Consider the following 23,248-nt stretch of genomic DNA (forward strand, 5'->3'; position numbering starts at 1 on the left):
CGTGGCGGGTTGGGCGGCGGCGTCGACACCGGGTGCGTTCCCGCCGTTGCCCCGCGGGTGGCGGTCGAACACCCGCCCGATGATCAGTGAGACTGGCCTGGACGCCGTTGGCGGGGCACCTCGACCTCGGGCCAATAGTCCAGCGCCGGACGGTCGGCCGGGGGCAGTTGCGCGGCGGCGGCGTGCGGCAGGGTGAACCGGTCGGCGGCGGCCGGCCCGGCCGAGACCGACTCGCGCAACATCCAACGCACCTCGTCGGCCGTCCAGCCCAGCCCCGGCCGCGCGGCGATCTCGCGGACCAACCGCCGGCCGACCCTCGTGTCGTCGTCGTAGAAGCGCATGCACCAGTGGTGCGTCCACATCCCGAGCGCCCGCAGGCCCGCGTCGTCCAGCGAGCCGGCCAACCGGCCGCAGGCGGTGTCGGGGAAGCTCTGCTCGGGGTCGCCCGCCCGGTCCCGTTCGATGGCGCCCACGGCGGCCGGCGCGACAGCCCGCATCCGGCGGTAGAAGGACTGCGCCACCGCGCGGGGCAACGGCGGGAACGCACCCGGTGTCGACGCCGCCGCCCAACCCGCCACGCTCGTCATTCGCCGCACCCCTTCTTCAGTTGGTGGCCGGACGCTACCCGGCACGACCGACACTTTCGGGCCGAAAAACCCCACCGATCGTGGATAGCGACGATGACCTGGGGCGTCTGTAGCTGTGACAACGAAACGGGGGTGGTGGGTGGACGAGGACGAGCGCGCGCGGCTGGCCGAGTTCGTCGGCAGCCGGACTCCGGCGCTGATGCGGGTCGCGTACCTGCTGACCGGGGACCGCAACGCCGCCGAGGACCTGTTCCAGTCGGCGTTGGCGCGGACCATCCCGAAGTGGGGAACCATTCGGCACGCCGATCCCGAGGGCTATCTGCGGGTGGTGATGTACCGCGAGCAGATCAGCTGGTGGCGGCGACTTCGCCGGTGGCGGGAGACACCGCTCAACCCGGCGGACGAACCGGTCGGCGGCGACCCGAGCGGCGGCTCCGACGTGCGGTTGGCGATGCGGGCCGCGCTGCGCCACCTGCCACCGGCGCAGCGGGCGGTGGTGGTCCTCCGCTACTACGAGGACCTGCCCGAGGCCCGGGTGGCCGAGTTGCTGGGCTGCTCGGTGGGCACCGTGCGCAGCCGCACCCATCGCGCGGTGAAGCGACTGCGCGACCTGCTGCCGGACGTCGACATGCTGGAGGTACGGCGATGACCGAACCCTTCGAGCACCTCATCCGCTCCACCCTCACCGACCTGGCCGAGGAGGCACCGATCGTGCATGACCAGTTGAGCCGAGCGGAACGGCGGGTGCGCAACAGACGTCGCGCCACGGTGACGGTGGGGGCGGTGAGCACCCTGGCGGCGATCCTGATCGCCACTCCGCTCGCACTGGCCGCGACCGGCTCGGACGAGGCTCCCCCGGCCGTGCCCAGCCCGGCCAACCCGGCGGCCGTGCCCAGCCCACCGGTCCCCACCCCCTCCGCGCCCACAGCGGTGCCGACGGTCGAACCCAGCCCCGGTGGCGCGGACGCTAATCCGTCGGGCCCGCCCGGCATCCCGGAACGGCCGACGGTCTCGCCGACCCCATTGGCTCCGCCGGGCGTGCCAGGCAGGCCGGGGGCACCGGGCGTACCAGCCGGACCGACCGCCTCACCAAGCCCGTCGAGTTCGCTCGGCCCGCCCGGTGTGCCGGGCCGACCGACGGTGTCGCCGACCCCGTCGCGCTGAGCACCACCGGTCCGGTCGGCGGTTTCCTCCCGCCGGCCGGACCAGCCGTCCCACTGTCATCGCCGGCCACGGTGGTGCCGGCACGCCACTGGCCTCCCGAGCCGGAGGCGGGGAACCGGTCGGAGATCCCGGTCACCCTCTGGCGCCACTCCCCGGTACCGGCGAGCGTCGCGCCCCGCGGCGACCGGCGGGCACCGGTCCACCGAATTTGTCGAGGCCGGTGTGCCCGCTCATCCTTGGGGCCATGACCGATCCCGGACACCCGAGTCGCCAACTGCGGGGGCGACGATGAGCACCGCCATGGCCCGGGTGCCCGACTCCCTGCGGGGGCAGATCGTCACCCCCGGCGACCGTCGGTACGCGCAACTGCGCTCGACGTACACCAGGTCGGCGTCTCCGGCCGCCGTCCTGCTGCCGAAGACCACCGCGCAGGTGGTCGACGCGCTGCGCTACGCGCGGGAGCAGCGGCTGCCCATCGCGGTCCGCAGCGGCGGCCACGGCCTCTCCGGAGCCTCGTCCAACAACGGTGGGGTGGTCATCGACCTCTCCATGCTCAACCGGGTTCAGGTGATCGACGAGCGGGCCGGGCTGGTCCGGGTCGAGGCCGGGGTCCGCTGGGCGAACGTCGCGAAGGCGCTCGCCCCGTACGGCCTGGTGATCAGCTCGGGTGACTACGGCGGCGTCGGAGTCGGCGGCCTGGCCACCGGCGGTGGTGTCGGCTGGTTGGTCCGCGCCCACGGCCTCACCATCGACCGGGTCCGCGCCGTCGAGGTGGTGCTGGCGGACGGGACGCTCGTACGCGCGGACGCCGACCACGAGCCGGAGCTGTTCTGGCTGGTCCGCGGGGCCGGGGCCGGCGCGGGGATCGTGGTGGCCTTCGAGATCGAGGCGGCCGAGCAACGCAACGTCGGTGTCGCGCAGCTGGTCGTCGAGGCGCATCCGGACGGTCGCACCGTCCGCGAGTGGACGACCTACCTCGCGCAGGCGCCACGGGAGCTGTCCGCCGCCGCCGTGGTGTTCGCGGAGGGTCGATCGGTCCTCATGTCGATCACCGCCGTGGTCGCCGCCGAGAGCCTGCGTCGGGCCCGACCGGCGGTCGAACCGCTGCTCGCCATCGGCAAGGTGCTCGAACACCGGACCGACCTGCTGCCCTACCCGACGCTGGTGCCGACCGCGCACCTCAACCCGAACGTCGGGCAACAGCGCGCCACGACCACGAACGGTCTGTTCACCGCGCTGGACGACGCCGGGGCACGGGCCGTGACGCGAGCGGTGACCGGGCCGGGGCGGGCGGTGATCCAGCTCCGCTCGTTGGGTGGGGCGGTCAACGACGTCGCTTCCGACGCGACCGCGTACCGGCATCGTCACCAGGACACGCTGATCGTGGCCTCGGTGTATCCGCCGCAGGCCGACGCCGCGTTGAACGCCGCCTGGCGGGCCCTCGGGGCGCGCGCCGACGGCGCGTACGTCAACTTCGAGAGCCGGCCGGACCTGGCGGCGTTCGCCCGGATCTACCCGGGCGAGACCGGGGCCCGGGTCCGGCGGCTGTGGAAGCGGTACGACCCGGACGGCGTGTTCCGTTCGGCCCTGCTGACCGGCCAGCCGAACCGCGCCGCACAGCCGAACCGCGCCGGCCAGCCGAGCCGCGCCGGCCAGCCAAGCCGATCCGCCCAGCCGAGCCGATCCGGCCAGGCCACCGGATCCGGCCAGCCGCACCGGCGCCGTCGACGCCCCCGTTGACCGGGCCTCTTCGCACCGGCACACCCAGGTCCGATTCCCGCCAGCCGATCACCTGTCGAGCGGGGCATCATCGGTGACATGGAGATGGACTTCGAACGGTGTTACCGGGCCGTGGACAGCCGTGACCAGCGGTTCGACGGCTGGTTTTACACCGGTGTGACGTCCACCGGCATCTACTGCCGGCCGTCCTGTCCGGCGATCACGCCCAAGCGGCAGAACGTCCGGTTCTTTCCGTCCGCCGCCGCCGCGCAGGGCGCCGGGCTGCGCGCCTGCCGCCGCTGCCGGCCGGACGCCGCGCCCGGCTCCCCGCTCTGGGATGTCCGGGCGGACGTCGTCGGTCGGGCGATGCGGCTGATCGCCGACGGGGTCGTCGACCGGGACGGCGTACCGGGGTTGGCCTCCCGGCTGGGCTACACCGAGCGGCACCTGCACCGGATGCTGAGCGCCGAGATGGGCGCCGGGCCGCTCGCGCTGGCCCGGGCCCAACGCGCCCAGACCGCCCGGATCCTGATCGAGACGACCGACCTGGCAATGGCCGAGATCGCGTTCGCCGCCGGCTTCGGCAGCGTGCGGCAGTTCAACGACACGCTTCGCGAGGTGTACGCGAGCGCCCCGTCGGACCTGCGCGCGGCCCGTGGCCGCCAGCAGGCGCCGGCCGGGGCGGGGACCATCGCGCTCCGGCTGGCGTACCGCCCGCCGCTGCACGCCCGCGCGCTGCTGGACTTCCTCGCGGTGCGGGCGTTGCCCGGCGTGGAGGAGGTCCGCGACGGGACGTACCACCGGGGTCTGCGGTTGCCGCACGGCACCGGCCAGGTGGCGCTGACCCCGGCGGACGGGCACGTGGCGGCGACGTTGCGCCTCGCCGACCTGCGCGACCTGGCGCCTGCGGTGGCCCGCTGCCGCCGGCTGCTCGACCTGGACGCGGACCCGGCGGCCATCGACGCCACGCTGGCCGCCGACCCGACACTGGCCCCGACGGTCACCGCCGAACCCGGCATCCGCGTCCCCCGCGCGGTCGACGGGTTCGAACAGGCCGTCCGCGCCATCATCGGCCAACAGGTCTCGGTCACCTCAGCCAGAACAACCCTCACCCGCCTGCTGACCACCCACGCTCGCGTTGATCATGAAGTTGTTGCCACTGACGACGGCATGTCGGGGCAACAACTTCATGATCGACGGGATGGGCTGCGGGGGTTCCTGAGCGCGGAGGAGCTTTTGGCGCTGCCGGACTCCGGGTTCGGGATGCCGGTCGGGCGGCGGGAGGCTTTGCGGGGGTTGGCTCGGGCTGTCGTGGACGGGTCCGTCGACCTGGCTCCGGGGGTGGATCGGGAGGAGGCCGTTCGGCGGCTGCTCGCGCTGCCCGGCGTCGGCCCGTGGACCGCCAACTACCTGGCCATGCGCGCCTTCGGCGACCCGGACATCCTGCTCAGCTCCGACCTCGCCGTCCGACGCGGCGCCGCCGCGCTCGGCCTGCCCGACACCCCGCCAACCCTCGACAGGTACGCCGAGCGTTGGCGTCCCTGGCGGTCCTACGCCACGATCAGACTCTGGAGAGCGGCATGAACATCGACAGCACAGTACTGAGCACGCCGGCCGGCCCACTGAGCATCCTCGCCGGCCCCGACGGTGACGTACGGGCGGCCGGCTTCACCCCGGACCCGGCAGCGCTGCTGCCCCTGGTCCACCCCGCCCTGCGGGCACCGCTACGGGAACGGGCCGACCTCGGCCCGGTCAGTGCGGCGGTCCGCTCCTACCTGGACGGTGACCTCGCCGCCATCGACACCGTGCCGGTGCGTCAACACACCGCTGGCGAGTTCATGGCGCACGCCTGGCAGGTGCTGCGCGAGGTGCCACCGGGCACCCCGGTCACCTACACCGGGTACGCCGCGCTGGCCGGTCGACCACCGGCGGTGCGGGCCGCCGCGGCCGCCTGCGCCAGGAACGCGGCAGCCCTCTTCGTGCCCTGCCACCGGGTTCTTCGCACCGACGGCACGCTCGGCGGCTATCGCTGGGGGCTGGACGTGAAGAAATGGCTTCTCGGTCATGAGCGCCGCTTGACAACAAGCTGACAGAAGCATCGACACTCATTGACGCTACCGTCTGGTAGTGCCTGTGGAGAACGACGGCGAGCCAGCCGCCCGGGCCGCCGCGGGCACCCACCCCGTGCACAACCTCTGGCGGCTGCGCCCCTACCTGCGCCCGTACGCCGCCGAGTTCGCCTGGCTGCTCGTCGCGGGGCTCGCCGGCACCGCGGCCGGGATCGCCGTACCGCTGGTCGTGCAGCGGGTCGTGGACGGGCCGGTGGCCCGACACGAACCGGCCGGGCTGCTCCAGCTCGGCGGCCTGGCGCTGCTGCTCGGCGTCATCGAGGCCGTGCTCATCTTCATCCGTCGGTGGGTGCAGTCGTCCTCGGCGGTGGGCATGGAGGCGGCGCTGCGCGCCGACGTCTACGCCCACCTGCAACGGTTGCCGACGAGCTTCCACGACCGCTGGCAGTCCGGCCAGCTGCTATCCCGGATCACCAGCGACCTGTCGGTGATCCGCCGGTTCCTCTCCTTCGGCGTGTTCTTCCTGGTGCTCAACCTGACCACGTACGTGGTCGTGGTGGTGCTGCTGATCAACCTGCACCCGGCGCTCGGGGTGCTGGTCGCGGCCAGCGCGGTGCCGCTGCTGCTCATCAGTCGCCGGTTCGGCCGGCACTACCACGCCGCGTCCCGCCGGATGCAGGACCAGCAGGGCGACGTGGCGACGCTTGTCGAGGAGACCGCGCAGGGTCTGCGCACCATGAAGGCGTACGGGCGGGGGCCCGAACTGGCGGCCCGCTTCGCCGGTGCGGCCCGGCGGCTGCACGACACGGGTGTCGGTAAGGGACGGTTGCTGGCCAACACCTCGGCGCTGCTCGACCTGGTGCCCAACGTGACCCTGGGTGTGGTGCTCGCGGCGGGGGCGGCCGCCGCCGCGCACGGCGCGCTCACCATCGGCGAGCTGGTCGCGTTCGTCAGCCTCCAACTGATGCTCATCTGGCCGGTGCAGTCACTGGGTTGGATCATCGCCAACGGTCAGGAGGCGGCCACCGCCGCCGACCGGATCCAGGAGGTGCTGGACACTCCACCTGAGATCGTGGACGGCCCCCACGCGGTCGCGCTGCCGCGCGACGTGGTGCACGGCCGACTGCGCTTCGAGCAGGTCGCGTTCACCTACCCGGGTGCCAGCACAGCGGTGCTGCACGAGATCGACCTGAGCATCGAGCCGGGCGAGACGCTGGCCCTGGTCGGCGCCACCGGCTGCGGCAAGAGCACGCTGCTCTCCCTGGTGCCCCGACTGCACGAGGTGACCGCCGGCCGGATCACCCTGGACGGGCACGACCTTCGCGAGCTGCGGCTCGCTTCGCTGCGCCGGCTGGTCGGGGTGGCGTTCGAGGAGCCCACGCTCTTCTCCATGTCGGTGCGGGAGAACCTCACCCTGGGTCGCCCGGACGCCGGTGACGACGAGGTCCGCGCTGCCCTCGCGCTGGCCCAGGCCGACTTCGCGTACGACCTGCCCTGGGGGTTGGCCACCCGGGTGGGCGAGCAGGGGTTGTCCCTCTCCGGCGGGCAACGGCAACGGCTCGCGTTGGCGCGGGCCGTGCTCGGCCGACCGGCGGTGCTGGTGCTGGACGACCCGCTCTCGGCTCTCGACGTGCACACCGAGGCCCTGGTCGAAGCGGCGCTGCGGCGAGTCCTGCGCGACAGCACCGCGCTGCTGGTGGTGCACCGGCCGTCGACGATCGCGCTGGCCGACCGGGTCGCCCTGCTGGAGGACGGACGGATCACCGCGACCGGTCGGCACTCCGACCTGCTGGCCACCGTCCCCGCGTACCGGGCGCTGCTCGCCGCCGAGCCGCCCGCCGGGCAGCCACCGCCGGCCGGAGCCAGCGGGCCCAGCTCGTCCCCGTCGGACGGGTGGGGGCTGGTGCGTTCGTGAGCGTGCCGAAACAGGCCGACCCGCCGCCCGAGGACGAGCCCGAGCTCACCCGCTGGCGCGGAACCGCCACCGACCCGGAGGCCGACCGCAGTCGCGCCGAGGACACCAGCCCCGAGGCGGTGGCCCGGCTGCGCCGGCTCAGCCGGACCCTGCTGGGCGACCTGCTCCGCCCGCGCCGGAGGCGGATTGCCACGGCGGTCGGCCTGCTGCTGGCCCAGAACGGCGCCGCGATGGCCGGCCCGTACCTGGTCATGATCGGCATCGACCGGGCCATCCCGCCGTTGCGCGCCGGCGACCCCGGCCCGTTGATCACCGTCGCCGGGGCGTTCGCGGTGGCCTCGGTGACCGAGTACGCGGCCCGCCGCGGCTTCCTCACCCTCTCCGCCCAGATCGGCCAGGCCGTCCTGCTCGACCTGCGGCAGCGGGTGTTCGGGCACTTCCTGCGGCTGTCGGTGGGCTTCCACGAGCGGTACACGTCCGGCCGGATGGTGTCCCGGCTCACCAGCGACCTGGACTCGATCGCCGAGCTGGCCGACGGTGGGATCGACAGTCTGGTGCTGGCCGGCCTCTCGATCCTGTCGGTGGCCGCCATCCTGCTCTGGCTGGACCTGCCGCTGGCGGCCGTGACCCTGTTCGCCTTCCCGTTCCTGTTCGGGCTCTCCCGCTGGTTCGCCAGGTCGTCGGCCAGCGCGTACCGCCGGAGCCGGGACGCGGTCGCGCTGGTCATCGTGCACTTCGTCGAGTCGATGCGGGGCATCCGGGCGGTGCAGGCGTTCCGCCGGGAACCCCGCAACCAACGGATCTTCGTGGCGCTCGGCGACGACTACCGCCGAACCAGCCTGCACGCGTTCCGGCTGATCGCCACGTACTCGCCCGCGATCAAGCTGATCGGCAACGTCACGGTGGCGGTGGTGCTCTGCTACGGCGGTTGGCGGGTGCTCGGCGGGCAGACCGAGGTCGGCGTGCTGGCCGCGTTCCTGCTCTACCTGCGCCGCTTTTTCGAGCCGATGCAGGAGCTGAGCCAGTTCTACAACTCGTTGCAGTCGGCCACCGCCGCACTGGAGAAGCTGGCCGGGGTGCTCGACGAACGACCGGCCGTCGCCGAACCGGCCCGGCCCACGCCCCTGCCGACCGGGCCCGGCCGGGGTGAGGTGATCTTCCGGGCGGTCAGCTTCGGCTACCGGGCCGACACCCCGATTCTCCGCGGGTTGGAGCTGACAGTGCCGGCCGGGCAGACGGTGGCGCTGATCGGACCCACCGGGGCGGGCAAGTCGACGATCGCCAAGCTGGTCGCCCGGTTCCACGACCCCGACACCGGCACGGTCCGGTTGGACGGGGTCGACCTGCGCGACGTACGCGACGCGGAACTGCGCCGCGCTGTGGTGCTGGTGACGCAGGAGAACCACCTGTTCAGCGGGACCGTCGCGGAGAACATCCGGTTCGGTCGCCCGGGGGCCGACGACGCCGCCGTCCAGGCCGCCGCGCGGGCGATCGGCGCGCACGACTTCATCGCCGCACTACCCGAGGGGTACGCCACTCAGGTGCACCGACGCGGCGGCCGACTCTCCGCCGGGCAACGCCAACTGGTCGCGTTCGCCCGCGCGTTCCTGGCCGACCCGACAGTGCTCATCCTGGACGAGGCGACCTCGTCGCTGGACGTGCCGACCGAACGTCTCGTGCAGCGGGCACTCGGCACCATCCTGCGCGACCGCACCGCGCTGGTGATCGCCCACCGGCTCTCCACAGTGGAGACCGCCGACCGGGTGCTCGTCCTCGACGGCGGAACTGTCGTCGAGGACGGCCCACCCGCCGTACTGGCCGAGGCCGACGGCAGGTACGCCACCCTGCACCGCCAGTGGCGCGACTCGTTGATCTAGCCGGGCCGCCCCGGTCGTGGCCGATCCCGGCCGGCCGGTGTGTTCGGCCGCAACTACGTCGCCCCGCACCCGGCAGGTGCCTACGATCGCAGGATGACCGATACGGCGAGGACGGCCCGCGCCAGCGTTCCCGAGCGTCCCACCCTGGACGGGCTCGAGGAGAGCTGGGCACGCCGCTGGCAGGAGGAAGGCACGTACGCGTTCGACCGCTCGAAGCAGCGGAGCGACGTGTTCTCGATCGACACTCCGCCGCCGACCGTATCGGGCGAGCTGCACATGGGGCATGTCTTCTCGTACACGCACACCGACACCACCGCGCGGTACCAGCGGATGCGCGGCAAGGCCGTCTTCTACCCGATGGGCTGGGACGACAACGGCCTGCCCACCGAGCGTCGGGCGCAGAACGTGTACGGGGTGCGCTGCGATCCGGCGCTGCCGTACGACCCGGTGTGGCGACCACCGGCGGCTCCGGTCGACGACGCGGCGCGCCGCGACCCCACGCCGATCTCCCGGCGCAACTTCATCGAGCTGTGCGAACGGTTGACGGTCACCGACGAGCAGGCCTTCGAGGCGTTGTGGCGACGGCTCGGCCTCTCGGTGGACTGGTCCCTGACGTACACGACGATCGGCCGGATGGCCCGGACCACCAGCCAACGGGCGTTCGTCCGCAACCTGCGTCGCGGTGAGGCGTACCAGTCGGAGGCGCCGACCCTCTGGGACGTCGGCTTCGCCACCGCTGTCGCCCAGGCGGAGTTGGAGGACCGGGAGCGCCCCGGCGCCTACCACCGGCTGCGGTTCGTCGCGGCCGACGGGCGTGAGGTGCTCATCGACACCACCCGACCCGAGTTGTTGCCGGCCTGCGTGGCGTTGGTCTGTCACCCCGACGACGAGCGGTACGCCGACCTGGTGGGCGGCACGGTGCGCAGCCCGCTGTTCGACGTCGAGGTGCCGGTGTACGCCCATCCACTCGCCGAGCCGGGCAAGGGCACAGGTGTCGCGATGGTCTGCACGTTCGGTGACCTGACCGACGTGACCTGGTGGCGTGAGCTGGGGCTGGACACCCGGGTGGTGATCGGCCGGGACGGTCGGCTGCTCCCCGAGCCGCCGGACGGGGTGCCCGCGCAGCCGTACGCGGCGCTGGCCGGGCAGACCGTCAACGGTGCCCGGCGGGAGATCGTCGGGATGCTCGCCGACGCCGGTGACCTGATCGGCGAGCCGCGCCCGATCACCCACCCGGTGAAGTTCTACGAACGCGGCGACCGGCCACTGGAGATCGTCTCGACTCGACAGTGGTATCTGCGCAACGGTGGCCGGGACGAGGCGCTGCGAGCCACGCTGCTGGCCCGGGGTGAGCAGTTGCACTGGGTGCCGGCGCACATGAAACACCGCTACGACAACTGGGTGGGCGGCCTGAACGGGGACTGGCTGGTCAGCCGCCAACGCTTCTTCGGGGTGCCGGTGCCGGTGTGGTACCGGCTCGACGACACTGGCGAGCCGGACTGGTCCCACCCTCTCACGCCGGACGAGTCCGCGCTGCCGGTCGATCCGTCCACCGATCCGGCTCCCGGTTACGACGAGTCGCAGCGCGGCCAGCCGGGCGGCTTCATCGGCGACCCGGACGTGCTGGACACCTGGGCCACCTCGTCGGTGACCCCGCAGATCGTCGGCGGCTGGGAAACCGACCCGGACCTGTTCGCCCGGGTCTTTCCGATGGACCTCCGGCCGCAGGGGCAGGAGATCATCCGGACCTGGCTCTTCGACAGCGTGGTCCGTTCGCACTTCGAGCACGGGGTGCTGCCCTGGCGGGACACCGTGCTCTCGGGCTGGATCCTCGACCCCGACCACAAGAAGATGGCCAAGTCCAAGGGGAACGTGGTCACCCCGCTGGCCCTGTTGGAGCAGCACGGCTCGGACGCGGTGCGCTACTGGGCGGCCAGCGGCAAGCCCGGCATGGACCTGGCCTTCGACCCGGCGCAGATCAAGGTCGGCCGGAGACTGGCCACCAAGCTGCTGAACGCGTCCAAGTTCGCGCTCGGGCTGGGCGCGGCGGACGCGCTGCGCGCCCCGTACGACAACTCCAGCTCGGCGCGTCTGACGCCACGCCGCGACCTGGAGTCGTCGGCCACCACACCACTCGACCGGGCCATGCTCGCCGAGCTGGCCACCGTGGTCACCGCCGCGAGCACCGCCTTCGACTCGTACGACCACACGGCGGCGTTGCAGGTGACCGAGGCCTTCTTCTGGCGGTTCTGCGACGACTACATCGAGCTGGTCAAGGAGCGCGCCTACGGCACCGGCGCGGCGGCCGACTCCGCCCGGGCGGCGCTGGCCTCGGCGCTCTCGGTGCAGCTGCGGCTGTTCGCCCCGGTGCTGCCGTACGTGACCGAGGAGGTCTGGTCGTGGTGGCGGTACGGCTCGGTGCACCAGGCGCCGTGGCCCACCACGTACGAGGTGGCCCGGACGATCGAGGGGTCGGGTGAGCCGGCGCTGCTGCGGCTCGCCGGTGAGGCGTTGAGCCAGGTGCGCCGGGCCAAGTCGGAGCGAAAGCTGTCGATGAAGGCAGAGGTGCCGTTGGCCGAGGCGCTCGGCCCGGCGGCGTTGCTGGAGCAGCTCACGCTGGTGGCCGACGACCTACGGGCGGCAGGCCGGATCGGCAAACTCGACCTGCTCCCGGACCGTACCCCGGAGCTGGTCATCGCCTGCGCCTTCTGACCCGTGGCCGCCGCCGCCCGGGCGGCGGGTCGTCGGGTCACCAACCGCGCAGGAAGCGCAGCCCGAGCAGGAACGCGATAACGGCGGGCCCCACCAGCAGGGTGATCGCCTGGAGGCGGTACGGCATCCGGTGCCGGGTCAGCTCCCCCGCGTTGCCCAGCACGATGGCGCCGGCCAGCATCAGGAACGCGCCCCACCAACCGGTCTCCAGGTGGATCAGCTCCACCCGGATCAGTTGCAGGGTCAGGCCGAGCAGCGCCCCGGTCAGCGCGAGCAAAGCCACCGCCCGGTGCAGGCCGCGGGCCAGCGGGTGGGCCGCCCGCCAGCCGTAGGTGCCGGCGACCGCCAGGCAGGGCAGCACCACCATCAGCGGCCAACCCCGCCCCATCACGCCGAACATCAGCAGCGCGCCCACCGCGAAGACCAGCGTGCCGACGCAGGCGAGCATGTACCCGGCGAAGGCCCGGCCACCGGCGCGGGCCAGCAACGGCCCTCCGCTGGCCGCGATCAACGCGGCCGGGATCAGGATGAACACCGCCCACCAGTGGAACTGGCCGCTGCCCTGAGCCGCCGTGGCGACAGTGGCGCAGGCCAGCCCGGCGACGGCCAGGCTGGTCAGCCACGGCCGGCTGCTCCGGGAGTATGGCTCAGCCAACGACGTCCGCTCCGCTTCGACGCTCACGCCCTTCAGCCTGGCCCGATGTGGCCCGACCGGTCCATCCGGCCAGCCCTACCGCCGCGCGGGGGCTGGCCGGAACAGCGGCTCGCACCGCCGTCAGCTCGTCTCGCCCGCCACGCTGAACGAGCGGAGGCGGTCGATGGCGAGCACTGTGAAGCCGACGCTGACCAGCGCGGTCATCACCGACGCCACCGGCACCGACACGCTGGTCTCCAGCAGCCCGGTGGGGGCGAGCCGGTCGGCGAGGGCGATCACGTACTGCTGGATGGAGAGCACCTTGGTGCCGCTGACGAAGTTGCCCAGCAGCCCCTCCCAGATCAGCACGTAGACCAGCCCGAGCAGCACCGGCCGCCTGGTGACCAGGCTGAGCGCGAGGAACAACGCCGAGTACGCCAGCGCGCCAAGCGCCGCCGCGACCGCCAGCGCCAGACCGAGGCGTACCGAATCGGCGAGCACGCCCGCGACGTAGAGCGGCACCGCGACCGTGGCCGCGCTGACCCCGGCGGCCACCGCGAGCTTCGGCAGCACGATCTGCCAGCGCGGCAGCGGCTTGGTCAGGATGTGCACCACGGTGCCGTCGTCGATCTCGGCGCCCAGCACGCCCGTGCCGACGATCAGCGCGACCACCGGCAGCACCACGGCCAGCCCGAGGCCGACCAGCACCGGCGGCCCCCACTGGCCCGGGTCCACCCCCAGCGACCGGCAGAGCACGGCCAGCCCGAGCAGCACCAACGGCAACGGAAGCAGCAGCAGGAACCGACGCCGGCCGAACAGCCCGCGTGCGGTGATCCAGGTAATTGTCGACATGTCAGGCCTCCACCAGGTAGGAGAAGACGCTCTCCAGAGACTCGTCGGACGGCACCAGCTGGCGCACCCGGATGCCTTGCTTGAGCGCGATCCGGGGTAGCGCCCGGGTGAACGCGCCGTAGTCGCCGGCCCGCACGGTCAGGCCGGTCGGGTCCAACTCGACCCCACTGACCGAGGGCTCGGCGATCAGCGCGACGGCCAAGGCCCTGTCGTTCGTCGACCGCACCGCGAACACGTGCGGGCGGTTCGTCATCAACCGGCGGATGGTCCGGAAGTCGCCGGAGGCAGCCAACCGCCCGGCCACCATCACCTGCACCGTCCCGGAGACCTGCTCGACCTCCTCCAGGATGTGCGAGCTGAACAGGATCGTCCGGCCGGCGTCACCAAGGGTGTGCAGCAGCTGCATCATGTGCAGCCGCTGACGGGGGTCCATGCCGTTGAACGGCTCGTCGAGCAGCAGCACCTGCGGGTCGTGCACCAGAGCGGCGGCAACCCGGGCGCGCTGCCGCATGCCCTTGGAGTACGTGCCGATCCGGCGGTCCTGCGCCGACTCCAGTTCCACCAGGTCGATCGCCCGTCGGGCCGCAGCCGCCGGGTCGGGCAGCCGGTGCAGCTTCGCGCTAGCCAGCACGAACTCGTACGCGGTGAGGAAACCCTGCACCGCCTCCCGTTCACTGACCAGCCCCAGCCGCCGGTAGACGTCCGGGTTGCGCCAGGTCGGCTCGTCGTCGAGTGTGACGGTGCCGCGCGACGGGGCGAGGAACCCGGCCATCATGTGCAGCAGCGTGGTCTTGCCGGCGCCGTTCGGGCCGAGCAGCCCCGTCACGCCCGGCCCCAGGGCCATGCTGATGTCGTTGACAGCGACCACGTTGCCGTACCACCGGGACACCCCGGTCAGGCTCAGCGTGCTCATCAGGAGGCGACCTTCCGGTAGCGGGCCAGCAGGAGGGCGGTGGCGCCGGCGACCAGCAGCACCGCGGCCAGTGCGTAGACCGGGCCGAACCCGCCGATCATCATCTCGCCCGGATCGCCCTCGACCAGCAGGTCACCCAGCGACCAGATGCCCACCCCCTGCACCAGCGTGGAGGGCGAGGCGAGCCCGGCCAGCTCGTTGGCGGCGCGCGACGGCAGGATACTCAGCACGCCCACGATCGGGGTGGTCATCAGGAAGACCGCGACCACGCCGCCGGCGGCGAAGGCACGCTTGCCGGTCAGCGAGGCGACCAGCAGCCCGACCGAGGCGAAGACCACCGCCCACAGCCCGGCGTAGAGCAGCCCGGGCAGCAGGTCGAGCAGCTCGTTCCACACCCCGCGCACGCCCTGCTTGGTGGTGAACGCGGCACCCAGGAACATCAGCAGCTGTGGCCCGCCGAGCAGCAGCCAGAGGGCGGTGACCAGCGCCAACAGCTTGGCCAGCGCGTAGTCGGAACGCGGCAGCGGTCGGGAGAAGTACAGCGGCAGCACGCCGCTGCGCAGGTCCCGGGAGACCAGCTCCGGAGCGACGACAGCGACGAAGAAGATGACCAGCCAGCTCATCGCGTCGGCGAACTGGGCGTACGTGGCGACCGGCTCGCCAATCTGGCTGCGTATCGCGGCCAGGGCCACCGCGACCAGGGAGACGATGCCGACCACCAGCCACGGGAAGATCTTGGCCTTGGCGCTGCGCCCGAACCCGAACGCGGTACGCAGACCGTGCAGGTAGAGCGCGCCGAAGACCTGTCGGCGGCCCAGCCGCGGACCCTGGTAGCGCTGGTAGCCGATGTCGTGGATGACGCCGGTCGGCGTGGGGCGCACGGCGGCGGTGGACGACTCAGGCATGAGTGAGCTCCCTCGTGGCGAAGAGTTCGGCCACCCGGTGCCGGCGCTGGTCCAGTCGGTGCAGTGGCAGGTCCAGTTCGGCGACCGCACCGAGGATCAGGTCGTAGGTGCCGTCGTCGGCGAGCGGCACGAGGAGCAGTCGCCCGTCCCGGGCGACCGGCAGTTTCAGCTCGGCGAGCCGGGCGGCGAGCTCCTCGGTGCCCTCGCTGACCTCCACGGCGAGCACGTCGGTGGCCGAGGTCATCGCGGAGATGTTGTCGGCGCGCAGCAGTTTGCCGCCGTCGATGGCGATCAGCGTGTCGCAGATCCGCTCCACCTCGCCGAGCAGGTGCGAACAGACCAGCACGGAGATGCCGAACTCGGTGCCGATCCGGTGCACCAGCGCCAACATGGCGTCGCGGCCGGCCGGGTCCAGGCCGTTTGTCGGCTCGTCCAGCAGCAGCAGGTCGGGGTCGTGCACCAGCGCCTGGGCCAGCTTGACGCGCTGCTTCATGCCGGTGGAGTAGCCACCGACCGGGCGGTAGCGCTCCTCATAGAGCCCCACGTGCCGCAGCGCCTCCGAGGCCCGCTCGCGGGCCGCGGTGCGGGGCAGGCCGCTCATCCGGCCGAGGTGGGTGACCAGCTCGGCGGCGGACAGGTCCGGGGGGAGGCAGTCGTGCTCCGGCATGTAGCCGACCCGGTTGCGGACGGCCGCCGGGTCCGCGGTCGGGTCGATGCCGAGCACCGAGACCTGCCCGCTGGTTGGTGCGATCAGGCCGAGCAGAATCTTGATCAACGTGGATTTTCCGGCGCCGTTCGCGCCCACCAGGCCGATGATCCCGGGCTCGACGGCGACGGTGAGGTCGGCCAGCGCGGTGACCCGACCTCCGTACGTCTTGGTGAGCGACTGGGTCGCGATCAGTGTCACGAGCCCAGCGTAGGGAGTCGATGCCCAGCCCGGACACCGGCACGCCCCCCGGCGCTCCCCTGATCCTTTTCGTGCCGGACCCCTAAGGTCCCCGCCCGACCCCTGGCGACGTTTGCGCCGGTCCTGCGTTCGGCCCGACCCCGCCTCGGGAAAGACGAATCCGGGGTGGCAGCATTCACCTCCCGTTCACCAGATATCGACCGGCCTGGTGATCGACTGACGACGTGGGAGGGATCCTGAAAGCCAAGGTGGGCGTCCCCAAGGTGAGCGTCGTGGTGCCGGCGTACAACTGCGGCCCGCACATCGAGAAGCTTGTCGCCTCGCTGCTGCGGCAGTCACTGCCCGCTGACGAGTTCGAGGCGATCTTCGTCGACGACGGCTCGACCGACGACACGGCCAAGCGACTGGACCGGCTGGCCGCTGAACACCCACACATCCGGGTGCTGCACATCGAGAACTCCGGGTGGCCGTCGCGTCCGCGCAACCTCGGCATCGAGCACGCCCAGGGCGAGTACGTCTTCTTCGCCGACGACGACGACTGGTTCGCCGACGAGGCGCTGGAGCGGCTCTACGCCTGCGCGACGACGAACGACGCCGACATCGTGGTCGGGAAGATGGCCGGGTACGGGCGCCCCGTGCCGCGGGAGCTGTTCCGGAAGAACCGCTTTGACGCCACCCTGGCCAACTCCCCCCTGATCGACAGCCTGACCTGCCACAAGCTGTTCCGGCGGTCGTTCCTCAACGAGCACGGTCTGCGGTTCCCGGAGGGCGGCAAGCGCCGGCTGGAGGACCACTCGCTGGTCGTCCGGGCCTACTTCCTGTCCCGGCGCACCTCGGTGCTGTCCGACTACACCTGCTACCACCACGTCCATCGGGGCGACGGGCGTAACGTCACCGCCGGCGAGATGGACCCGTCGAGCTACTTCGCCAGCGTGCGGGAGGCGCTGGACGTGGTGGACGCCCACACCGAGCCGGGTCCGCTGCGGGACCGGCTGCACCGGCGCTGGCTGCGCAACGAGATGCTCAGCCGACTGCGCGGCAAGCGGCTGCTGGAAGCCCCCGATGCCTGGCTGGACCAGGTCGCGCTGGAGACCCAGAAGATCATCCAGGACCGCTTCGCCCCTGGCGTCGCCGCCGGGCTGCCACCCCTGCTCCGAGCCGTGGCGTACCTGGCCGAGCGGGGCCGCGTCGCGGATCTACGCCGGCTCGCCAGCTGGGAAGCGGGCATCGCCGCACACGGCCGGATCGACGAACTCCAGCACGCCGACCACGCCGTCACGGTGACCGTCGCCGCCGAGCTGCGCTCCGCGGACCAGCCGGTGGGCTTCCGCGCCGACGATGGCCGCGACGTGCTGATGCTCCCGATGGAGGAGATCGCCCCCGAGGTGCTGGACGCCACCGCGCAGGTGCGCAAGGCCCGCCTGGACCTGGTGGCCCGCCACCGGGAGACCGGCGGCGAGATCTTCCTTCCGATGACCTTCCAGACCGAGCGGATCACCGGCGGGACCGGAGCGGACATCGTGCACCTGGTGCACCGGGCCACCGCCACTATCGACTTCGCCGCCCTCAACGGTGGCCGGACCAGGGGCAGCTGGATGCTCAAGGCCCGGATCTCCAACGTGGGCTGGACCGAGGACGCGCGACTGCCGCTGGTGTTCATCTGCCGGGCCGACGGCTCGCGACCCCGGATCCGCGACGAGCGGAAGGTGTGGAACCGGGTGCGGTCGGCGGTAGGCCGGCGGATCAAGCGCTGATCCGCCCGCCGGGGTCGTGGAGTGGCGCCCTCGACCGATCGGCGGTCGGCTGCGAAACTGTGTGCCGGTCAGCGAGTGGGGGGTGTGGATGAGCAACGGCTGGGTGCTGCCCGACGAGGTGCTACGGGACGCACCGGCGTACACGCCACGTCCCGGTGAGCTCGCGGATCTGGAGCTGCTACTGACCGGCGCGTACGCCCCTCTGACTGGTTTCATGACCCGCGCCGACCTGGTCTCGGTCAGCCGGCGCGGCCGGCTGGCCGACGGCACACCGTGGCAGGTCGCGGTCGTCCTCCAGGTGCCGGCCGCACTGGCGCAGAGCTTCGATCCGCGCGACCCGGCCCGCCGGGCGCTCGTGTTGACCGACGGGGAGGGTGCCCCGGCGGCCGCCGTGGACGTGGCCGACGTCTGGCCGGTGCGCGACGGCGTGGCAGGGGTGGGCGGTCAGGTCCGGCGGTTGGGCGACGGTGGCCACGGTCCGTTCCAGCGGCTGCGCCGTAACCCGGAGGAGGTCCGCGCGCTGCTGCCCCCGGGCCGGGTGCTCGGGGTGATCGCCGATCGGCCGCTGCATCGTCCGCAGCTCGCCCAGATCGCCCATGCCGCCCGTACCCTGGCCGCACATCTGCTCGTGATGATCCCGGTCGGTGAGGGTGGTGCCGACGGGCTCCCGCCGGAGGCGCTGGTCCGTACGATCTTCGCCGCGCGGGACCGGATGCCGCCCGCCACCCTGGTCGCGGTGCCGCTGTCGCACCGACGCGAGGAGATCAGTGACGCGTTGCTGCGCGCCCGGGTCTCCGCCGCGTACGGGGTCACCCATCTGCTCTCCACCGGGGAGATGCTCTCCGGTGCCGGGCTGCGGGTGCTGGTGCCGCGCGAACTCGCCTACGACAACCGGGACGGGCAGTGGCGCTGGCGGGAGGACATCCCGCCGCGCAATCGCCGGCTCGCGCTGACCCAGCCGGAGATCGACGACCTTCTCGACCGGGGCTTTCCGCTGCCGGAGTGGCACACCCCGCCCGCCGTTGCGCGGGAGTTGGCCCGGGCCCGGCCGCCGCGTCGGCAGCGAGGGCTTGTGGTCTTCCTGACCGGCCTCTCCGGCTCCGGCAAGTCGACGATCGCCCGAGGGCTCGCGGACGCGTTACGGGAGAGCGGCGACCGCACGGTGACCCTGCTCGACGGGGACGTGGTGCGCCGGGAACTTTCCGCCGGGCTGGGCTTCAGCAAGGCCGACCGGGATCTCAACGTCCGGCGGATCGGCTGGGTGGCCGCCGAGATCGCCCGGCACCACGGGGTGGGCATCTGCTGCCCGATCGCCCCGTACGCGGCGGCCCGGACCACCGCCCGGGAGATGGCCCTCGCCGCCGGGGCGGGTTTCGTGCTGGTGCACGTGGCGACCCCGCTGGAGGTGTGCGAGCGGCGGGACCGCAAGGGCCTGTACGCGCGGGCGCGGGCCGGCCTGCTCACCGGGATGACCGGCATCGACGACCCGTACGAGGAGCCTACCGACGCCGATCTGGTGCTCGACACCACCGACCTGAGCGTGGCGGACGCGGTGCAGGCCGTGCTGCACCATCTGACCGAGACCGGCTGGGTGGAGCTGAAGATCGCCACCGCCTGAGGCGTCGCCGTACCCGTTTCTTCCACAGCTGACCCGTACGCGCTAGTGTTCATCTTTGTTGGAACACGTTTGACCGCGTGAGGTCGTGGACGTCCGGGGAGGCACTGCTGATGCTCGCTCAGCAGCGGCAGGCGGCCATCCTGGAGCGGGTCCGCTCGACCGGCGGCGTCCGGGTCAGCGAGTTGGCAGGCGAGTTCGGCGTCTCCGACATGACCATCAGGCGTGACCTGGACGCGCTGCACGAGCGTGGTCTGCTGGCCAAGGTGCACGGCGGTGCCACCACAACCGGGCCGAGCTCGACCGACGAGCCGGGTTTCCACGCCAAGTCGGTCCGCCAACTGCCGGAGAAAGCCGCCATCGCCGACCGGGCGGCTCAGCTGGTCCGGCCGGGAGCGGCGATCGCGCTCTCCGCCGGCACCACCACTGCCGAGCTGGCCCGCCGGCTGGTGGACGTGCCCGAGCTGACCGTCGTCACCAACTCACTGCCGGTGGCCGAGATCATGCACGCCGGCGGCCGTCCGGACCAGACGGTGGTGCTCACCGGCGGCGTACGCACACCGTCGGACGCGCTGGTCGGTCCACTCGCGGTCGGGGCCGTCCGGTCACTGCACCTTGATCTGCTCTTCCTGGGCGTCCACGGCATCACCGAGCGGGCCGGCTTCACCACCCCGAACCTGATGGAGGCGGAGACCGATCGGGCGCTCGTGGCCGCGGCCGACCAACTGGTGGTGCTCGCCGACCACACCAAGTGGGGCACTGTGGGCATCTCCTCGATCGTCGCGTTGGCGGCGGCCCACGTACTGGTCAGCGACGACCGGTTGCCTCCACCCGCACGACGGGTACTCGGCGAACAGGTGGGCGAACTGATCATGGTGAAGGCGACAGGGGGCGGGCCGCGTGACGCGCACGCCGACAACTGAGGGGACGGCGCCGTGAAGCGCACCGCGATCGACCTGGCCGACGGCCGGGAGCTGATCTACTTCGACGAGCGCGACGACGCGGTCCGCGACCAGCCCGACCGCCGGGACCTGCCGCCACCTCCCCCCGCCTCGCAGCTGCGATACGACCCGCTGACCGACGAGTGGGTGGCGGTCGCCGTGCACCGGCAGACCCGCACCTTCCTCCCGCCGGCGAACGAGTGCCCCCTCGACCCGTCGGTGGGCGATCGGCTGACCGAGATCCCCGCACCCGACTACGACGTGGTGGTCTTCGAGAACCGGTTCCCGTCGCTGAGCGGTCGAGTGGCCGAGGAACCCGGGGAGATCACCCCGTTCACACCGGTCCGGCCGGGCCTCGGCCGGTGCGAGGTGGTCTGCTTCACCTCCGACCACAACGCCTCCTTCGCCAGCCTGCCGCCGCGCCGGGTCCGCACCGTTCTGGACGCGCTCGCCGACCGCACCGAGGTGCTCGGCGCGCTGCCCGGCGTCGAGCAGGTCTTCTGCTTCGAGAACCGGGGCGTCGAAATCGGCGTGACGCTGCACCACCCGCACGGGCAGATCTACGCGTACCCCTTCGTGACGCCGCGCACCCGCGCGCTGCTGGCCGCGGCGCACCGGCACGCCGAGCGGACCAGCGGGGGCAACCTGTACGCGGACGTGCTGGCCGCCGAGCGCGCCACCGGTGACCGGGTGGTCGTCGAGAACGAACACTGGACGGCGTTCGTCCCGGCAGCCGCGCGCTGGCCGTTCGAGGTGCACGTCGCGCCGCACCGCGTGGTGCCGGACATCCCGGCGCTCAGCGGCAGCGAGCGGGACGCCTTCGGGCCGCTCTACCTGGATCTGTTGCGCCGCTTCGACGGCCTGTTCGACATGCCGATGCCGTACATCTCGGCCTGGCACCAGGCACCCGTGCGGATCGACCGCGAGCTGGGCCACCTGCACCTTCAGCTGTTCAGCATCCGGCGGGCCCAGGACAAGCTGAAGTACCTGGCGGGCTCCGAGTCCGGGATGGGCGTCTTCATCAACGACATCGCCCCGGAACGCGCCGCGGACCTGCTGCGCGCCGCCTGACCAGCCCTGCGGCCTGCCGGGCGCAGGGCCCGAGTCCGGCGTGGCATGAGCCTGGCGCGGCCCGAGTCCGGCCCGGCATGAACCTGGCCCGGCATGAGCCTGGCGGGAAACAGGGCGCGGGGGGCCCGGGACAGGGCCCCCCGCAGGGAAGGGACGGCTGGCTGTGCAACGGCACAGCCGGGAAGGCTGGCTGATCGAAGCACGGGTGCCGCGGGTCGACCGTGGTCAACCTTCCTGGACTCGACTGGCATCTCGTCCATCCTGGTCAACGAGGCGCGCCGGCCGCAGTGACGCCAATCGGCGCGGCGACGCCGGACACGCCGAAGCCCGCCGGCAGGGGTGCCGGCGGGCTCCGATGACGCAGTACAGATCAGGCAGCGATCTTGCGAGCCAGGTTCTCGTCGAGCGCGTTCATGAACTCGTCGGTGGTCAGCCACGGGGCGTCGCGCGAGATGAGCAGCGCGAGGTCCTTGGTCATCTGGCCGCCCTCGACGGTGTCGACGATGACCTGCTCCAGGGTGTTGGCGAACTCGGTGACCGCCGGGGTGCCGTCCAGCTTGCCCCGGTGGGCCAGGCCCCGGGTCCAGGCGTAGATCGACGCGATCGGGTTGGTCGAGGTCTTCTCGCCCTTCTGGTACTGCCGGTAGTGCCGGGTGACAGTGCCGTGCGCGGCCTCGGCCTCGACGGTCCGGCCGTCCGGGGAGAGCAGGACGGAGGTCATCAGACCCAGCGAGCCGAAGCCCTGCGCGACGGTGTCGGACTGCACGTCACCGTCGTAGTTCTTGCAGGCCCAGACGTAGCCGCCCTCCCACTTGAGCGCGGCGGCGACCATGTCGTCGATGAGCCGGTGCTCGTAGGTGATGCCGGCGGCGTCGAACTCGGCCTTGAACTCGGTCTCGAACACCTCGGCGAAGATGTCCTTGAACCGGCCGTCGTACGCCTTGAGGATGGTGTTCTTGGTGGACAGGTAGACCGGGTAGTTGCGGTCCAGCCCGTACCGGAACGAGGCGCGGGCGAAGTCCCGGATCGACTCGTCGTAGTTGTACATGCCCATGGCGATGCCGCCGCCGGGGAAGTTGGCGACCTCCATCTCCATGGGGGCGCCGCCGTCGGCCGGGGTGTAGGTGATGGTCACCGTGCCCGGGCCGGGGACGACGAAGTCGGTGGCCTTGTACTGGTCACCGTGGGCGTGCCGGCCGATGATGATCGGCTTGGTCCAGCCGGGGACCAGCCGCGGCACGTTGGACATGATGATCGGCTCACGGAAGACGACGCCGCCGAGGATGTTGCGGATGGTGCCGTTGGGCGACCGCCACATCTTCTTCAGGCCGAACTCCTCGACCCGGGCCTCGTCCGGGGTGATGGTCGCGCACTTGACGCCGACGCCGTGCTCCTTGATGGCGTTGGCGGCGTCGATCGTGACCTGGTCGTCGGTCTCGTCGCGGTGCTGGATCGACAGGTCGTAGTAGTGCAGGTCGACGTCGAGGTAGGGCAGGATCAGCTGCTCCCGGATCTGCTTCCAGATGATCCGGGTCATCTCGTCGCCGTCGAGTTCTACGACCGGGTTGTTTACCTTGATCTTCGCCATCGGCCGGCGCTCCTCTCGGGGGACA

Annotated in this window: 19 protein-coding genes; 12 read left to right on the forward strand and 7 right to left on the reverse strand. The window is 72.1% G+C overall.

Translation table 11 applies throughout. From position 1 onward, the window contains the following. Window positions 1-83 precede the first annotated feature (83 nt). Window positions 84-587: a hypothetical protein gene (locus tag ABZU74_RS24570; protein WP_355428157.1), complete on the reverse strand. Its 504-nt coding sequence runs from the start codon at window positions 585-587 to the stop codon at window positions 84-86. A 139-nt stretch (window positions 588-726) separates the two neighbouring features. Here ABZU74_RS24570 and ABZU74_RS24575 point away from each other — a divergent pair, with 139 nt between their 5' ends. From ABZU74_RS24575 to valS, 8 genes are all read left to right on the forward strand, one after another. Continuing rightward, window positions 727-1,236, forward strand: coding sequence for a SigE family RNA polymerase sigma factor (locus ABZU74_RS24575; RefSeq protein ID WP_355428160.1), 510 nt, complete (start codon window positions 727-729; stop codon window positions 1,234-1,236). Continuing rightward, window positions 1,233-1,751: a hypothetical protein gene (locus ABZU74_RS24580; protein ID WP_355428163.1), complete on the forward strand. Its 519-nt coding sequence runs from the start codon at window positions 1,233-1,235 to the stop codon at window positions 1,749-1,751. Before ABZU74_RS24575 ends, ABZU74_RS24580 begins: the two co-directional genes overlap by 4 nt. Before the next feature lie 288 nt (window positions 1,752-2,039). Continuing rightward, entirely contained in the window at window positions 2,040-3,491 is a 1,452-nt protein-coding gene (locus ABZU74_RS24585; protein ID WP_355428166.1) for an FAD-binding oxidoreductase, read from the forward strand. Between the two features lie 78 nt (window positions 3,492-3,569). Next, window positions 3,570-5,054, forward strand: a complete 1,485-nt coding sequence (locus ABZU74_RS24590; RefSeq protein WP_355428169.1) for an AlkA N-terminal domain-containing protein — start codon at window positions 3,570-3,572, stop codon at window positions 5,052-5,054. Next, window positions 5,051-5,560, forward strand: a complete 510-nt coding sequence (locus ABZU74_RS24595; RefSeq protein ID WP_355428172.1) for a methylated-DNA--[protein]-cysteine S-methyltransferase — start codon at window positions 5,051-5,053, stop codon at window positions 5,558-5,560. The genes ABZU74_RS24590 and ABZU74_RS24595 overlap by 4 nt, the downstream gene beginning before the upstream one ends. Before the next feature lie 37 nt (window positions 5,561-5,597). Further along, window positions 5,598-7,454 carry an ABC transporter ATP-binding protein gene (locus tag ABZU74_RS24600; protein WP_355428175.1) on the forward strand — a complete coding sequence of 619 codons (1,857 nt, stop codon included), beginning with the start codon at window positions 5,598-5,600 and terminating at the stop codon, window positions 7,452-7,454. Beyond that, window positions 7,451-9,331 carry an ABC transporter ATP-binding protein gene (locus tag ABZU74_RS24605; protein ID WP_355428178.1) on the forward strand — a complete coding sequence of 627 codons (1,881 nt, stop codon included), beginning with the start codon at window positions 7,451-7,453 and terminating at the stop codon, window positions 9,329-9,331. Before ABZU74_RS24600 ends, ABZU74_RS24605 begins: the two co-directional genes overlap by 4 nt. 93 nt (window positions 9,332-9,424) lie before the next feature. Then, a complete protein-coding gene (valS, locus tag ABZU74_RS24610) occupies window positions 9,425-12,043 on the forward strand; it encodes a valine--tRNA ligase (protein ID WP_355428181.1) in 2,619 nt (872 codons plus the stop codon). Between the two features lie 37 nt (window positions 12,044-12,080). Here the strand turns inward: valS and ABZU74_RS24615 are convergent, their stop codons facing one another. The 5 genes from ABZU74_RS24615 to ABZU74_RS24635 all read right to left on the reverse strand — a co-directional run bounded on the left by ABZU74_RS24615 (window position 12,081) and on the right by ABZU74_RS24635 (window position 16,254). Next, on the reverse strand, window positions 12,081-12,725 hold the full coding sequence (locus ABZU74_RS24615) for a hypothetical protein (protein WP_355428184.1): 645 nt from the start codon (window positions 12,723-12,725) through the stop codon (window positions 12,081-12,083). A 93-nt stretch (window positions 12,726-12,818) separates the two neighbouring features. Further along, window positions 12,819-13,529, reverse strand: a complete 711-nt coding sequence (locus tag ABZU74_RS24620; protein ID WP_355428187.1) for an ABC transporter permease subunit — start codon at window positions 13,527-13,529, stop codon at window positions 12,819-12,821. Between the two features lies 1 nt (window position 13,530). Further along, entirely contained in the window at window positions 13,531-14,442 is a 912-nt protein-coding gene (locus ABZU74_RS24625; RefSeq protein ID WP_234583881.1) for an ABC transporter ATP-binding protein, read from the reverse strand. Next, window positions 14,442-15,347 (reverse strand): ABC transporter permease, encoded by a 906-nt coding sequence (locus ABZU74_RS24630; protein ID WP_355428190.1) that lies wholly within the window; start codon window positions 15,345-15,347, stop codon window positions 14,442-14,444. The genes ABZU74_RS24625 and ABZU74_RS24630 overlap by 1 nt, the downstream gene beginning before the upstream one ends. Next, complete coding sequence (locus tag ABZU74_RS24635) at window positions 15,340-16,254, reverse strand: ABC transporter ATP-binding protein (protein WP_196919718.1); 915 nt, start codon at window positions 16,252-16,254, stop codon at window positions 15,340-15,342. The genes ABZU74_RS24630 and ABZU74_RS24635 overlap by 8 nt, the downstream gene beginning before the upstream one ends. 224 nt (window positions 16,255-16,478) lie before the next feature. Here ABZU74_RS24635 and ABZU74_RS24640 point away from each other — a divergent pair, with 224 nt between their 5' ends. The 4 genes from ABZU74_RS24640 to galT all read left to right on the forward strand — a co-directional run bounded on the left by ABZU74_RS24640 (window position 16,479) and on the right by galT (window position 21,635). After that, window positions 16,479-18,008, forward strand: coding sequence for a glycosyltransferase family 2 protein (locus ABZU74_RS24640; RefSeq protein WP_355428193.1), 1,530 nt, complete (start codon window positions 16,479-16,481; stop codon window positions 18,006-18,008). An 88-nt stretch (window positions 18,009-18,096) separates the two neighbouring features. After that, complete coding sequence (cysC, locus tag ABZU74_RS24645) at window positions 18,097-19,626, forward strand: adenylyl-sulfate kinase (RefSeq protein WP_355428196.1); 1,530 nt, start codon at window positions 18,097-18,099, stop codon at window positions 19,624-19,626. 110 nt (window positions 19,627-19,736) lie between these two features. Next, complete coding sequence (locus ABZU74_RS24650) at window positions 19,737-20,546, forward strand: DeoR/GlpR family DNA-binding transcription regulator (protein WP_355428304.1); 810 nt, start codon at window positions 19,737-19,739, stop codon at window positions 20,544-20,546. 12 nt (window positions 20,547-20,558) lie between these two features. Continuing rightward, window positions 20,559-21,635: a galactose-1-phosphate uridylyltransferase gene (galT, locus tag ABZU74_RS24655; protein ID WP_355428199.1), complete on the forward strand. Its 1,077-nt coding sequence runs from the start codon at window positions 20,559-20,561 to the stop codon at window positions 21,633-21,635. Window positions 21,636-22,005: 370 nt separating this feature from the next. Here the strand turns inward: galT and ABZU74_RS24660 are convergent, their stop codons facing one another. Then, the gene (locus ABZU74_RS24660; RefSeq protein WP_355428202.1) at window positions 22,006-23,223 is read right to left on the reverse strand and encodes an NADP-dependent isocitrate dehydrogenase; all 1,218 of its coding nucleotides are present in this window, start codon (window positions 23,221-23,223) and stop codon (window positions 22,006-22,008) included. Between the last annotated feature and the right edge of the window lie 25 nt (window positions 23,224-23,248).

This window comes from Micromonospora sp. NPDC005171 (assembly GCF_040608575.1).
Lineage (GTDB): Bacteria > Actinomycetota > Actinomycetes > Mycobacteriales > Micromonosporaceae > Micromonospora.